We start from the raw sequence: 13,784 nt of genomic DNA, 5'->3' as shown, positions 1-13,784 counted from the left end.
AATCGTTTCTCGAATATTTTCTGAGTTGGATAATTTAATGAACTTTGTGAATATAACGTTATCTGAAAGATACGAAATAATTATTTTTTGAAGGGATGATTAAATTGAAGCAAGGGATATTAGTTTTTCTAAATGGAACTTCAAGTTCTGGAAAGACCTCCATATCGACTGAACTCATAAATCAGAAAGAGATCCTTTTTTATCATTTATCAATTGATGATTTTTTTAATAATTACTATGATTTTATTAATAATAAATTTCCAGATGATCCTCCAAAAGAAATAGATCATCAAGTTGTCTCACAAATCCTTGATGATTCCATATTCTCAGTGTACCATTCGACAATTAAACTGTTATTAGAATTGGGTTTTAATGTAATAGCAGATACCATAATCGACAATGACAAGAGATTTAATGAGTTTCTTGATCAATTTTTCGATCAGCCTACGTTATTTATAGGTGTCATATGCTCGGAAGAAGAACTCATAAAAAGAGAGCAAACAAGAGGAGATAGACAGATTGGACTAGTAGCTTCACAGTTTAGCAAAATATATTGCTTTGATGAATATGACCTCGAAGTAAATACTGAAGAGATGAATCCAATAGAATGTGCCGAAAAGATATTAAGTTTTATTAAGTCCAATAAGGAATACTCGATTTTTAAGAAATTAAGTAAAAGAAATGTTAGTGTTTCCTAGATGGCGTATTCACCAGATAACACCATATTCAAACATTGGGCTACGCCCCTCGGTCTGCCCGAGGGATTTAGGGATTAAGCTAACGAGGAACGTTAGTTCAATGGAACAGCGACAGTCTAGGACTTTTTTTCGTCCTTTGCTGTCGCTGTTTCAATTTCTAGGCTCAGTCTACTACTTTATTTTCTTCTGATAGTAAGAACTATGTATATCCGTAGTAGGTACGGAGTAGAAAGGATTTACACTCTATTCAGGAACAAATAAAATCCATTCTAGGAGGCAATAAACATGGCACATAGTTACGCTTACTTGGACAAGGAAAAAATTCTCCATCTCCATCCGTTGGAAGATGAAGCAGTTAAGCATGGCAAGTATATGGGTACAAATCTGGATTACGACGAAAGTGGCTTCCCGATTATCGGCGGTGAAGGTGTAGTTTACTATGTAGACAAAGACACAGCTTATGTAAACGGAAATGAACATGATGGCAAACAAATTGCTGTACCAAGTGGCCTTAAAACACTAGCTGATCAACTTCTGTAATCGTTAAGATTTAAACGTGGTGGCGGAATAGACGCAAGGCCGTGATACATGCCTCGCCCACATCGAAACTAACTACAACTAATTCGAGACAGCCGTAAAGAGAGTCATAATACCCCATCAATAAGGGCGGCAGTGGCAAGCGCATGACGGAGGGTTAGGGCGTATTCAAAACTAAATCTATGAGAAAGACATTCGGGTACTATTTTTATAACGAAACGAAGGATATAGCGTTACTAATGGATCTGTTCAATCACACTGAACAGAAGGTGACATTACGTTATGTAGGTATCCTTCAGGACACTTTAGACGATGTTTTGAAGGATTTTGAGTTGTAGCAATTCTCTACAATAGGGTAACCGTGAATTCAAAATGGGAAAAGGACAACAAAACAAATAGCACCAAGCAATCTACGTGTTTTATGAGTTACCGAGAATATATAGTATAGTGAATTAGTTTTACATTATTTAGTTTAACAAGTGCTAGTTTTCTAGTAGTTAGAACAACATCACGAATAAATGCAAGTGGAGCGCTAGATTTATTTTTAGGCCTCCGCGTTAAAACCAACTCGAATACTTTGGTGGTGGTGAAAATTAAGTGAGCAGAGAACGAAATCCAAACCGGAAAAAGGCGCTGAAAATGTGGTTGGATAGCGGACGTGAAATGAAACTTAAGGATATAGCGTTAAAGCTGGGTGTGAGCGATTCCAGCATCCGCAAATGGAAGGCACTGGACAAGTGGAGCGAGCTTCCCGAAAAAAGAAAACGCGGGGGGCAAACAGGTAATAGGAATGCAAAAGGGAATAAGGGCGGAAGTGGTGGCCCTCCTGGGAACGACAAAGCAGTCACACATGGATTCTTCCGTAAATTTATGCCTCAGAATCCTGAGTTTCTTGAAATCATGGACGCAGTTCAAGAAATGGACCCAGTTGAAATGATCTGGTACAACATAACAACCCAATTCCAAGGCATCGTATGGGCACAACGAATTATGTTTGTTGAGGATAAAGGGGGAAATGATTAAAGAACTTAAAAAAGTCGAATATGAAATACACAATACAGGCACTAGGAAAGAGAAGAAGCTTGAGCAAGTAGCAATTAAAGAAGAACATGAATTTCAATTTTCATGGGACCGTTACGCTACTTATCTGAAAGCTCAATCGGCAGCAATGTCCGAACTTCGAGGTGCCATAAAGCAGTTTCTAGCAATTGCTCCAGAGGAAGATGAACGTCGTATGAAGCTTGATCAAATGCAAGCACAGGTCGAGAACGCGTCTTCAAATTGAAGAATTGAAAAACGAAAAAGGTGATTCGGAAGAAGACCTTATTGATGATTGGGTAGAGGCGATAATGGATGATGGCGAAGAAAACGGTGAGCTTGACCAAACGGATGGCGGCATTCAAGAAAAGGATGCCAGTGTACCGAAAAAGTCCTAAAACATTTTTCAAAGAGATTTTGAATTTTAACCCTGATAAGTGGCAAGAGAACGTTTCAGATGACATTGCAAAGTATCGTTTTGTTTCCGTAAGGTCCGGTCAGGAAGTGGGTAAGACTGCGCTTGAAGCGGCAATCTCACTATGGTTTTTATGCTGTTTCCCGTTTCCGCGCGTTGTTTGTACAGCTCCAACGAGGCAACAACTCAATGATGTGCTGTGGGCGGAGATCAGTAAATGGCAGTCCCAAAGTCCGATACTAAAACGTATCCTCAAATGGACTAAAACGAAGATATACATGAACAATTATGAGGAACGCTGGTTTGCAACAGCACGTACAGCCACAAAGCCCGAGAACATGCAGGGTTTTCACGAAGAATTATATGCTATTTATTGTGGACGAGGCTTCTGGTGTAGATGACAGAATTATGGCTGCAATATTTGGTACGCTATCAGGAGATTACAATAAACTTTTCATGTGCGGGAACCCGACTAAAACGAGCGGGTTCTTTTTTGATTCTCATAATAGAGATCGAGCGATATACAGGACACACCGTGTATCTTGCTTGGACAGCCCGAGAACCAGTAAAGAGAGCATCGAAATGCTCAAGGCGAAATATGGTGAGGGTAGTGATGTTTGGCGCGTTCGGATGTTGGGTGAATTCCCACGGGGAGAATCAGATACATTTATTTCGTTGGAAGTGGCGGAATTCGCAGCTAGAGAAGTGAAGCTGGAACCGAGCGGAGAAATGCTAACCATAGGCGTTGACGTTGCACGGTTTGGTGATGATGAAACCTCAATGTTTGCTGGTATAGGGCCAAGAGTTGTAGGGGAACACCATCATTTCAAGAAAGACACAATGGTTACTGCTGGTTGGGTAATCAGTCTGGCTAAAGAGCTACATATAGCTCATCCATATTTAAATCGAATCAGAATAAGAGTTGATGATAGCGGTGTAGGTGGAGGTGTAACGGATCGACTAAATGAAATCGTAGCTGAAGAGGGGCTACCATATGAAATCATTCCAATTAACAATGGTTCTTCATCTTTAGATGAGCACTATGGGAACCTAGTTACTGAAATGTGGGCATCTATTAAGGATCAATTGGAACAGAATATGAATAATTTCATAAATGGAGATGTGAGCGTTCTACAATTGCCTGATGATGATGTACTAATAACCCAACTTACAGCACGTAAATGGAACATGACCAGCAAGGGTAAAATGCTGCTTGAAAGTAAGAAGGATATGAAAAAGCGTGGGCTCAAGTCACCAGACCGAGCTGACGCTTTTGTTTAGACATTTGGGGAATATTTGATGGAACCAGATACACATATTATGCTTCCTTCAATAGGTAGTGTAGCAGTAAAAAGATAATGTGGTAGAGCGGTTTTATAAGACAAAAGATAGCGGTTACACAGGCGTTCATATGGAGAGCATCAATCTACTAACGCAATCAGTAAACAGAGAACATCGCCGTTTACAACGTGGTCAAGGAAGCAGAGCTGGCAGTTAAGGATCGACTGATTGATCTAGCATGAGTAAACTGTCTTGCATTCAGAAGAAGGTAATTCTTCGAGCTAATTGGACGATGAGGGTGAATTTGATTACTTCAGTTGTGGGGAGATGGGGATTAGCCAGAGTTCCTTCAGCCGGATTAAGGCTGAAGCAATCGGAATATTAGCGGCTGCTTTAAAGCTGACAGTATCTCAGGAAATAAAAGGTGTAACGGTTGAGGTCGGCTGATGTCGACCTTTATTGTCAACTTGTCGATTTTCAGTGTCGCTGTTTGTCGAATGAAAGGTACTTAAGACACTCTTATTAATACTGTAATTATATTATGTAAATTATGAAATATAGACTATGTAAATTGAAATTCCTAAATGTTACAATTTAATGGAAATTTATTAATGAGGAGTGAGGGAATGAATTTTAAAAAAATTATATCTTTATCAGTTGCATTTGCTATAACCCTAGGTTTGGCAGGTCCTCAAGTATTTGCTGAGAATGATTTAGGTGATTCTGAGGCAAAAAATGATATTGTTCTCGAAAGTAATGAATTTAATGTTAATTCAGTAACGTCTGTGACTTATGGAGAGATTCAGTACATACCTGATAAGTATTTCCCTAAGAAACAAAAGCCTGGAGAAGTTCAGCCAATGTTCATACCAGCGGCAGCAGGAATTTACTTTATTCCTGGTGTTGGTGAAGTAGCTTTGGTAGCTACTGGAGCAGTGGTTGTCGGAGGGGCAGCTTATTATGCTGGTTCTGCTGTTTATGAAAAGGTTCGGGTTTACTTTGCAGAAAAAGAAGCAGCAGAAAAAGAAGCAGCGCAAGAAAAAAGTTATCAAGACGCTAAACAAAGAGGCGTTCCTGCTGGCACACATTCTGAAAAGCATCCTCCTTTTAATAAGTTAGGTATAAACGGGAAATCTCGTTCCTCTGAAGATTTGTATGATAGTAAAGGATTGAAACAAAGAAGATATTATGATAAAAATGGTAATGCAGATGAGGATATAGATTATGATCATTCGAATGCAGATGGATCACACACCTTCCCACATCGACACAAATGGGTAAACGGACGAAGAATGTAGGTGAGATATAAAATGAGCGAGAATGAAATTACCCATCAAGAAATTATAGAATTTTTTCAACAGCACAGGGAAATAGAGTTTTATTATCGCGATAAGTTGTATGCCTTTCTTTCTTACAATGGAGGATTCGTGCTTGTTTGTGAAAACAAAGCGATAACTCCTACTTTCGAAACGTATGAAGAGATGGTAGAGAAAGGTTTGATTGACGGCAAGAAATTTTTGGAGAGATTTAAAAATAATGAATTAATAATTTCTTCCATACTTTAACATACCAGAGGGTGCCTATTAAGGTGCCCTCTTTTTTAATATTGTGCAGATAGCATAATGTCGGTCTACTTTTTTTGCGGAAAATTCCGATATATAACAAAAAAGGAGGAATACTATGTTTAAGAAATACACAGATTATTCGAGCACAAGGGAATACTTAAAGGAAAGATTTGAATTAAAGAGGAAATGGCTGAGATTTCAAAAAACATTTACGCTAGAAAAACTTGAAGTTGTTAAAACAACTTTAAAAAAAGAACATTCTCTAATTGAACTTGGCACCATAAAATCTGATATAAAAAGTGAACTAGATCAGCACAAATCTCTTGCAAGTTCAATACCAATGATAACTATTGTAATTACAATACTAGTGAGTACGCTTAGTAACAATACTACCTTGAATACAAGCTTAGACAATCAATTGAATACTTTAAGAATGAAATTTATGGATATTGTTACGGAACAATATCCACATCAAGATAAAGTTAATACATTTGGGGAGTATACGTTGAAAAAAATTAATGATTTGTCCGCCAGCTACTTCTTTGGTCATATTTATTCATGGATTCTTTATTTTTTGGCTTTATGTATGATTATCTTATTAGCATACTATTATGTTAGAACGAGATTTTTATCTTCTTTAGAGAATATAGTTGCTCAAAGTTATGAGGAAAAGGAAAGAGAAGAAAAGGAAGCTAAAGACCACCAGAAAAGACAGGAGCAATTAGATAAGAAACTTAAGCAAAAACAATTAGAAGATAGGAAAGCTAACTACAACAAAAAGAGGATTCAACTACCTGATAATTTTAAAAATATTGCCCGTTATTTGACCAAGAATTGAGGGCTTTATGACCTGCCATTGGACCATTGATATGGTGAAGTTGTATCATGGAAAATCAAATAAGGAACGAACCGCAGCTTTTCAGCCTCGGTGATCAGGTCGGCCAATGTGCCGGCCTTTTTGGTTTTTCAACAAAATATATTAGGAGGACATGATCATGTCTGCAAAACCACGTTTCGCATTTTTGAGTGAGGAGGGAATCTTGCACTTACACGATGAGGAGCACGCTTCGCAGCACGGCAAGTACGTACAAACAAGCCTGACTGACGACGAGAGCGGCTATCCAGTCGTTGAGGGTCAGGGCGTTGTGTATTATGCCAATGATGATAAGGCTTATGTTAAGGGTAACAAGAAAGATGGTCAGCTTATCCCAACACCGCCAGTGCTCAAGCAGCTCGCAGCAGAGCTTCTGTAATTGAGCAGTTTCCAGAATTACTCCTCGGATTATTCCGGGGTTTTATGGCACGCGCAGGCGGCAAGGAACCAGTTAACCAGCGGAAACATGAAACAGCCTGGTCAGAACCCTTGCGCGGTTCAATTCCGCAGCGTGTCTTCTATTTTTCCATCGATGGGAGAGGTATTGTGAAAAAGAGTCCGAAAACAGGAAAATGTATGCTTTGCAATGACCCTAATCCGAACCGGGAGAACACAACAATGGGCGCATCCTTTTGTAATACGTGCTGGGAAACTATGAAGTCCGGTGATGAGGATAAACTGGGTGAGAGAATTGTCTGGGACGAGTGTTTGATGGAAATAAAGTGTTAGACCGTGAAAATATAGTTCTAGACTGGCAGCTGCGGCGTTAAGCCAACGGGCAGGATGGTAGATAAAATATGTTATTATTGGATTGTGCAAAGTTTATTCCGCCTATTCGAAGGGAGATTAGTAGAAATGCAAAGTGCTCAACAGGTGCTAACAAATTATTTTCAAGCATTAGGAAGCAAACAGATTGATAAAGTGATCGAATTGGTTCATGATGAAGCGAAATTTATTATTCTTAAAAAAGAGCCTTCTAATAAATTTCCTTTATACGGCACATTTCATGGAAAAGAAGGTGTTAGAAATTATTTAAACTTATTAGAAGAAGCAGAACAAATAGAGAGTTTTGTCCTTCACAAACTCATCGGTAATAAGGAAGCAGCGTGTGCATGGGGGAATTTCCGCATCAAGGTCAATGTAACCGGGAAAGTGTTCGAGAGTGATTGGGCAATTATTTGTGAAGTAGAACAGGAGAAGATAATGTTTTTTCAAATCTTCGAAGATACTGCCGCACTAGAAGAAGCTTTTGATTTAAGAGACTGTTGATGTTAGTGCACCTACACATCACTATGCTGAGTAATCATACGAAAACGTAGGTTATTGGCCGGTAACATATCGAATTTGGTCAAGTATGCGCTACGCTAACGAAGAACGTTAATAGAATGATAACAGCGGCAGTCTAAGACTTTATTTTTACTTAATAGCGAGTAATATCGAGAAAGTGAGCAAAAGCCAGCTTATAATGGTTTAATTGCCCATTTTCCGGTATTGTCCGGTCTTAGTTCTTTGACGGCCATTTTCTAATATCAGTAAAATGGTCTTGTTTGTTACTAAGTACAAATGCTTTTATGCAACAACGTAGCGTTTTGCATCCCGCTTGCGGGAATAGAACCTATCGCTGTTTCTTTTTTCGGGTTTTAAATAAGCGCCTCGGTTCATTTGGTGCTCTAAATACATAGGCAGATACAAGTCACTCATTTGGGTGGCTTTTTTATTGCCTTGAAAGGATTTTTGGTTTGAAGAAGAAGCAGAAGAAAGGAATTTTGCTATACATGAAAGGCCCACCAAAACAGCCGAAAAAATGCAAAGGTTGTCTATGGGGTAGGTGGAACGGAGTTAAGCAGTTTTGTTCCCGTACAGCTTGTGTGAAAGAATGAATTAATCCCATCTAAAATATCTTGCCTTACACAACGTTACACTTCTATGCATAGGCTATCAGGAAGTAAAAACTTTACTGAGGAGTGTGACAAAAATGTATTATACCCACGGGGGAATACAGTATTACCCAGCAGGTAGACCGCCACAACAGCATATTATAAATCCAAATCAGGTTAAAAATTACCTGAATCAAGCCGTTGATATGAGGATGAGTAATGGACACCGTCTTTGTAACGTCTTTATTACGTATGTGTCTCCGCAGACAGATAAAGCACAACCAGACTATGGAGATATGACTTATGTAAGAATTATTGATGGGAAGTTCGTTTCTTTATCAAATAATACACAAAACATTGACGAGGTCGGACCTGCTGGTTCCTTATGCGGTCATCGACCATCGTGGTAGAATGTTAAGCACCCATTGAGGTGCTTTTTCTTTTGCTCTTATACGCAATATGTGAGTTGTTCTAAGCACTTTTTCCGTTATCCGGACGGAATTACTGGAAAGAGTACAGCAAAGAGCAGAGAGAGGGCATACACACGCTCTGACAGCCTGTTCTCCTGCTACCCGAATAGTGGAAACCAACTCTAACTCAAATAGCCTTTTGAACATTTACACTACCTCTTTCATAGTATATGGCAGTTGATAAAGAGAGGTGGCTACTGATGGAAATACCAATAACAGGTTTTGTTGTTCATTCCCGTGATTCCGACTCTAACCATTCGCATAAGCTTTTTATTAGTTCGTGGGACGGTACACCAGTTAATGTTCACGTACATCCTTTTAATGGGAATACATCACTTGATGTAGGACACTACCACCATTACGCTGGAGTAACAGAACCAGCTCCAAGTAGTGTTCCGCATGTTCATAATTATTATGCAGAAACATCATTTAACGATCAACATACGCATCTAATTAGAGGTACTACAGGACCAGCCATTCACTTGACAGGTGGTGGGCATTACCATCATTTTGAAGGGTATACAACAGTAAACGGTAGAATTCCTCACGCCCATAGGTACAGTGGAAATACTGGAGATGAGAAAGACTACCGATATTAATCAATTTGAAAAACTCATCCCCATACAAATAGTGGGACTGATGGAGTTGGTTATGGCGGCATGTTTACCAGTGTCGGGGTTATTCTCGTACTATTTATACTGCTTATGATACTTGGGGGTTGTAATGCTTAAAGGACTCAGCCACAGGTTACTGAAGATTCGACTTTATGAATACAGTGTAATTGGCCAAACAATTTAAAATCAGTAGTAACAATGACGAGCTACTACCGGCTCGTCTTTTCTTGTTCCAAGGTGCTGACGCTTAGAAAGCAATTTGGATGGGATGGATCGGCTACACTCTTCTAGACAGAAAAATTGTGGTCTAATATAGTAGACTACAGACCAACCTAGAAGGAGCAAACGGATCATGACTAAAAAAGAAAGACGTACCTTTAGCGCTGAATTTAAAGCGTAGATGGTTCAGCTCTATCAAAGTGGCAAAGCACGAAAGGATATCATTCAAGAATATGATTTGAATCCTTCATCGTTGGATAAATGGGTGAAACAGAGTTCCACATCTGGATCCTTCAAAGAGAAAGACAACCGGACTCCAGAGGAATTAGAACTGCTCGAACTTCGAAAACAGAACAAGCAACTGCTCATGGAGAATGACATATTAAAGCAAGCCGCGCTGATCATGGGACGAAAGTAAATGTCATTCGCCAGAATAAACATAAATACTCGGTATCAGCAATGTGCGACGTCCTAAAACTCCCGAGAAGCACCTATTATTATGAAGAAAACAAAGTAGAAGTGACATCGGAGGGTGAGCTTCCCTCCCTGATTATGGACATTTTTCAAAGCAGCCGTCAAAACTACGGTACGCGTAAGATCAAAAAAGCGTTACACCAGCAAGGCTCTACGGTATCCAGGCGGAGTATTGGACGAATCATGAAGGAATACGGGTTGGTTTCCTCGTATACGGTTGCTCAGTACAAGCCTCATCCCACGAGATGCAATGAAGCCAAGCAAGCGAATGTACTGGACCGGAAATTTGAACAAGAGCAAGCGTTGTCTGTCGTCGTAAGCGATCTGACGTACGTCCGAGTGGGTTCATATTGGAACTACGTATGCTTCTTTGTAGAGATCTGTTTAACCGCGAGATTATTGGCTACAGTGCAGGCCCTCACAAGGATGCCAAGCTGGTTTACCGTGCTTTGGCTTCAATTAAGGGCAACCTGAATGACATTCAACTCTTCCATACCGACCGAGGCAATGAATTCAAGAATAAGCTCATCGACGATGCGCTAAAGGCTTTTCAGATTGAGCGTTCTTTGAGCATGAAAGGCTGTCCCTATGACAATGCCGTTGCGGAAGCTACTTTTAAAATTTTCAAAACGGAATTTGTGAAGAAACGTCATTTTGAAAGTCTTGCTGAGCTAACCACAGAATTACATGACTATGTACACTGGTTTAACCATATTAGGATTCACGGTTCTCTGGATTACTTGAGTCCAGCTGAGTTCAAGCAGAGACACCACAAAAAAATTGTCTAGTTTAGTGTTTACAATCCATATGTGTTGGTGTTGGATGCCTTGAAGCCTTAGAAAGAAAACAAGTCATTACACCCGGGTATACTGGCACTTCTAAACCACTCACTCTCGAGAGTGACGAGTCGAGTTTTACATTGTTCTTCCTTATAGGATGGCTGGTTTGATGAATAAATACTATGCGAGAAAAATGATCTTTACTACTTACTACAGCGGCAGGTCGGTCTCTGAAGATTAAGGAAATTCGATTACTGGAAGCTTTGGATGAGAGACAGATTTCTGTTTTGAAAATATGCTAAATGATATTTGAGGAGCATCAGCCAAACAGCAAATTCCGTTTCGATATGGTGTTTTGGTGATTGGTAACAGGTAGTGGAACTTATAGGAAGATAACCAAAAGTCCACATACTAAAAAGAAGGACCCAAAGAGTATAGATACAGAGCCTCTAAATTTCATGTCGTCAATGTAAGCGTCGCTTGGTTCTGAGTCACCTTTGATCTTCCAGGCTTCGTTTGCACGCCATCCCCAAGTGGGAATTCGTTTACTTAAAATACCAAGTGAGAAAAAAATAATCGCGATAAAAATAAGCATGAATCCCATTTGATCAACTCCTTAAGTAAACTATACCAAAAAAGAACGACAGATGGAAAGTGTCGTCCCTCAAGGATAGATGGAAAAAAAGAGGGCTTTGCCCTCCATATGATGGTGTAATGTTAATCTGAATAGGCAACCGCATTAAAACTTTCTATTCCTATTCGGGTGGCATCCGCTGTGCAAAATAAATATAAGGTATACACTAATTCATTTGATGGTGGTAGAGGGACATTGTAATCGGATGCATTAATGGTAACGACCTGTACAGCGTTTGGGTTTGCTTCGGAGACACTAACAGAGTAAAGGGCGTATGCAACAGGAGAGTCGAGAGTGCCTCTAACAATAGAAATAGCAATAACGGAGTCAAAAGGTGGAGTAGTGGGAAATGAAAGCTCAGCAATCCCTGATAATTGTACACGCATATTTTCCCCAGCGCCCGTCACGTCTAAGCCAAGCTCTGCGATGGCAACAGGAGTATTGGCTGGCATGGAGATTGAGATCGTATTACCGTAACTTGCGTTTTGAGATGTTCGAGCATCTAACAATCTAGTCATTATCTCATCTCCTTTTTTGGGTAAAGAATTTGCAAGCTGGAAATAGAAAGATACATACTGTGCAGGGGCTGGATCGGTTGATAGTAGGGCTATTAAGCTTTAGAAGGATAAGCAGTAATAATCTAACACGATAGGGTCAGACCTATGCCTATTTTCCCAAGATCAAGTCAACAGCCCAATCTTTTTGGTTAATTGCACAATAAGCTACTTTGACTAGACTTTGGAGGTGATCATTAATTATGTTTAGACATTATTATTGGCAAAAGAAAATGCATCGGAGAAAATTTAGAAGATGTGTAGTTAAAAAAGTCAAAGTTTTACCGAAAGTTATTGTTAAAGGGATCCGAGGACCTCAAGGACCTCAGGGACCGCAGGGAGCGCAGGGACTGCCGGGTCCACAGGGAGTTCCAGGTGCTCAAGGCCAGCAAGGGCTACAAGGTTTTCAAGGAATTCCCGGACCAACAGGACCCGCAGGAGCAGTAGGGCCAGCAGGAGCAGTGGGGCCAGCAGGACCAGTGGGACCGGCAGGAGCGGTAGGACCAGCAGGAGCAACGGGGGCAGCAGGGCCAGCAGGCGGCGGGATATCAGACTTCTTAAGTGTCTTCCGAGCAGATCCTGGTACGGGAACGGACACAGTTCCGGGTAACTCACCAATTACCTTTACTGGAGTTTTGGCTAATGTTGGAGGTGCATTTACTTTCACTCCTCCATCTACAACGATAACAATCAACGAAACGGGAAGCTATCTAATAGATTTTACAATTCATAACCAAGGTGATGCTGCCTTTAACCTTACCGTAAATGGAATCCCTGTTACTCCTGTTCCCTTCACGGGTAACGGTGGCGGACCAATTTCGGCAGAAGTCATTATTACTGTAGGGGTCGTTCCTACAACTATTCAATTGGTAAATGCAAATGCAACCCCAGCCCAACTTCATAACCTTACCAATACTACTCTTACTATATTAAAGTTGACCGTTTAAGCCATTTTTAATGATATATAGAACATTATATGTAGCCGCTTTAGAAAAGACTGTACGATTTCATATCGTCAGTTTGTCTAATTCACTTATAGTAAGCAGACGAATTTATGGGGGAGGGATTGTATAGCATGGCAAGAGAACGTAGTGGCAGTAATAAGATCCATTAAACACTATCACTACTCCAAAGCCTATCTTTAAAGTTAAAATGGTAAATCCGCAGTAACATTGTAAAAAAACAATGATATTATTCAAACATTGAAATATGAATGCTAAGAAGGTTAGGAAACTTTTCCTACCTTCTTTTTGTTGTGGCATTTAAAAAAGAAATTTATTCGCACGAAGATCAATAGTAAATCTGGATAAGTCAGACGTTATTCTGTATTTATAGTAGTTTGCGAATGTAGTCCATCCGGCATCGGTTAGCGTCAAAGATGGACATTGGTAGGGCGAACAGTTCCAAGTAACTCCAATCAGTGAGGCATTTTTAACTGGCTGTCAAAAAAGCATCAGCGGGCGTAAATAATTGACCTGAATCACACTAATGGAGATTTGCCGGAGCTACTTGTATCTGTATCGCACACAAGTTCACCAGTGGGAACGTGATCAATATCTGTACTTTACTAAATAGTGAAACCCCTTGGGGCTCTAAGGGATATGGCCCATTGGTGAGATAAACCAAGACACCTTCAAGGTAAATGGAAATTCTCTTTCTGAAAATGCCATAGTGGTAAGCGTAAAGGCACAGCATAGTAAAACAGCAAAGGCAATCGAATCATGAAGCTAAAGATTGCTGACAAATTGTCGAAAA

General features: G+C 40.0%; 16 protein-coding genes and 2 pseudogenes. 16 read left to right on the top strand and 2 right to left on the bottom strand.

The features are described 5' to 3' along the window. Positions 1-104: 104 nt before the first annotated feature. The 15 genes and pseudogenes from NSS94_RS13500 (at position 105) to NSS94_RS13430 (ending at position 10,850) form a co-directional block, all read left to right on the top strand. A complete protein-coding gene (locus NSS94_RS13500; protein ID WP_069010606.1) occupies positions 105-698 on the top strand; it encodes a chloramphenicol phosphotransferase CPT family protein in 594 nt (197 codons plus the stop codon). A 285-nt stretch (positions 699-983) separates the two neighbouring features. After that, entirely contained in the window at positions 984-1,238 is a 255-nt protein-coding gene (locus NSS94_RS13495; RefSeq protein ID WP_069010605.1) for a hypothetical protein, read from the top strand. Between the two features lie 179 nt (positions 1,239-1,417). Continuing rightward, positions 1,418-1,573 carry a hypothetical protein gene (locus NSS94_RS13490; RefSeq protein WP_245231628.1) on the top strand — a complete coding sequence of 52 codons (156 nt, stop codon included), beginning with the start codon at positions 1,418-1,420 and terminating at the stop codon, positions 1,571-1,573. 259 nt (positions 1,574-1,832) lie between these two features. After that, positions 1,833-2,258: a phage terminase small subunit gene (terS, locus tag NSS94_RS13485; protein WP_069010604.1), complete on the top strand. Its 426-nt coding sequence runs from the start codon at positions 1,833-1,835 to the stop codon at positions 2,256-2,258. Next, complete coding sequence (locus NSS94_RS13480; protein ID WP_069010603.1) at positions 2,251-2,520, top strand: hypothetical protein; 270 nt, start codon at positions 2,251-2,253, stop codon at positions 2,518-2,520. Before terS ends, NSS94_RS13480 begins: the two co-directional genes overlap by 8 nt. 4 nt (positions 2,521-2,524) lie before the next feature. After that, entirely contained in the window at positions 2,525-2,671 is a 147-nt protein-coding gene (locus NSS94_RS13475; protein WP_245231629.1) for a hypothetical protein, read from the top strand. Beyond that, a pseudogene (locus NSS94_RS13470) lies at positions 2,625-3,969 on the top strand (terminase B). Before NSS94_RS13475 ends, NSS94_RS13470 begins: the two are co-directional and overlap by 47 nt. Before the next feature lie 626 nt (positions 3,970-4,595). Further along, positions 4,596-5,267: a hypothetical protein gene (locus NSS94_RS13465; protein ID WP_069010602.1), complete on the top strand. Its 672-nt coding sequence runs from the start codon at positions 4,596-4,598 to the stop codon at positions 5,265-5,267. A 12-nt stretch (positions 5,268-5,279) separates the two neighbouring features. Then, positions 5,280-5,534: a hypothetical protein gene (locus NSS94_RS13460; RefSeq protein WP_069010601.1), complete on the top strand. Its 255-nt coding sequence runs from the start codon at positions 5,280-5,282 to the stop codon at positions 5,532-5,534. A gap of 115 nt (positions 5,535-5,649) precedes the next feature. Continuing rightward, on the top strand, positions 5,650-6,372 hold the full coding sequence (locus NSS94_RS13455; protein WP_069010600.1) for a hypothetical protein: 723 nt from the start codon (positions 5,650-5,652) through the stop codon (positions 6,370-6,372). A 157-nt stretch (positions 6,373-6,529) separates the two neighbouring features. Then, a complete protein-coding gene (locus NSS94_RS13450) occupies positions 6,530-6,787 on the top strand; it encodes a hypothetical protein (RefSeq protein ID WP_069010599.1) in 258 nt (85 codons plus the stop codon). A gap of 476 nt (positions 6,788-7,263) precedes the next feature. Further along, entirely contained in the window at positions 7,264-7,677 is a 414-nt protein-coding gene (locus NSS94_RS13445) for a nuclear transport factor 2 family protein (RefSeq protein ID WP_341039437.1), read from the top strand. Between the two features lie 706 nt (positions 7,678-8,383). Next, positions 8,384-8,695, top strand: a complete 312-nt coding sequence (locus NSS94_RS13440) for a hypothetical protein (protein ID WP_341039436.1) — start codon at positions 8,384-8,386, stop codon at positions 8,693-8,695. A 260-nt stretch (positions 8,696-8,955) separates the two neighbouring features. Further along, positions 8,956-9,354: a YmaF family protein gene (locus tag NSS94_RS13435; RefSeq protein WP_341039434.1), complete on the top strand. Its 399-nt coding sequence runs from the start codon at positions 8,956-8,958 to the stop codon at positions 9,352-9,354. A 415-nt stretch (positions 9,355-9,769) separates the two neighbouring features. Continuing rightward, positions 9,770-10,850: pseudogene (locus tag NSS94_RS13430) on the top strand (IS3 family transposase). Between the two features lie 373 nt (positions 10,851-11,223). On the opposite strand, the gene NSS94_RS13425 reads toward NSS94_RS13430, so the two are convergent. Together NSS94_RS13425 and NSS94_RS13420 are read right to left on the bottom strand one after the other, a co-directional pair. Next, complete coding sequence (locus NSS94_RS13425) at positions 11,224-11,445, bottom strand: DUF6199 family natural product biosynthesis protein (protein WP_069010594.1); 222 nt, start codon at positions 11,443-11,445, stop codon at positions 11,224-11,226. Positions 11,446-11,558: 113 nt separating this feature from the next. Then, a complete protein-coding gene (locus NSS94_RS13420; protein WP_029517855.1) occupies positions 11,559-11,993 on the bottom strand; it encodes a hypothetical protein in 435 nt (144 codons plus the stop codon). A gap of 239 nt (positions 11,994-12,232) precedes the next feature. Between NSS94_RS13420 and NSS94_RS13415 the strand changes: the two genes are divergently transcribed. Next, positions 12,233-12,976, top strand: coding sequence for a BclA C-terminal domain-containing protein (locus NSS94_RS13415; RefSeq protein ID WP_341039433.1), 744 nt, complete (start codon positions 12,233-12,235; stop codon positions 12,974-12,976). Positions 12,977-13,784 lie beyond the last annotated feature (808 nt).

Source organism: Paenibacillus sp. FSL L8-0644 (genome assembly GCF_038008165.1).
Lineage (GTDB): Bacteria > Bacillota > Bacilli > Paenibacillales > Paenibacillaceae > Paenibacillus > Paenibacillus polymyxa_D.
Note: the sequence above shows the minus strand (reverse complement) of the source record. Positions and strands in the feature narration are given on the sequence as shown.

Bases quoted from the DNA above. Each gene is read 5' to 3' on its own strand.
- NSS94_RS13495 (WP_069010605.1), top strand. From the start codon at position 984: ATGGCACATAGTTACGCTTACTTGGACAAGGAAAAAATTCTCCATCTC.
- NSS94_RS13490 (WP_245231628.1), top strand. From the start codon at position 1,418: ATGAGAAAGACATTCGGGTACTATTTTTATAACGAAACGAAGGATATA.
- NSS94_RS13480 (WP_069010603.1), top strand. From the start codon at position 2,251: ATGATTAAAGAACTTAAAAAAGTCGAATATGAAATACACAATACAGGC.
- NSS94_RS13465 (WP_069010602.1), top strand. From the start codon at position 4,596: ATGAATTTTAAAAAAATTATATCTTTATCAGTTGCATTTGCTATAACC.
- NSS94_RS13460 (WP_069010601.1), top strand. From the start codon at position 5,280: ATGAGCGAGAATGAAATTACCCATCAAGAAATTATAGAATTTTTTCAA.
- NSS94_RS13455 (WP_069010600.1), top strand. From the start codon at position 5,650: ATGTTTAAGAAATACACAGATTATTCGAGCACAAGGGAATACTTAAAG.
- NSS94_RS13450 (WP_069010599.1), top strand. From the start codon at position 6,530: ATGTCTGCAAAACCACGTTTCGCATTTTTGAGTGAGGAGGGAATCTTG.
- NSS94_RS13445 (WP_341039437.1), top strand. From the start codon at position 7,264: ATGCAAAGTGCTCAACAGGTGCTAACAAATTATTTTCAAGCATTAGGA.
- NSS94_RS13440 (WP_341039436.1), top strand. From the start codon at position 8,384: ATGTATTATACCCACGGGGGAATACAGTATTACCCAGCAGGTAGACCG.
- NSS94_RS13435 (WP_341039434.1), top strand. From the start codon at position 8,956: ATGGAAATACCAATAACAGGTTTTGTTGTTCATTCCCGTGATTCCGAC.
- NSS94_RS13425 (WP_069010594.1), bottom strand. From the start codon at position 11,445: ATGGGATTCATGCTTATTTTTATCGCGATTATTTTTTTCTCACTTGGT.
- NSS94_RS13420 (WP_029517855.1), bottom strand. From the start codon at position 11,993: ATGACTAGATTGTTAGATGCTCGAACATCTCAAAACGCAAGTTACGGT.
- NSS94_RS13415 (WP_341039433.1), top strand. From the start codon at position 12,233: ATGTTTAGACATTATTATTGGCAAAAGAAAATGCATCGGAGAAAATTT.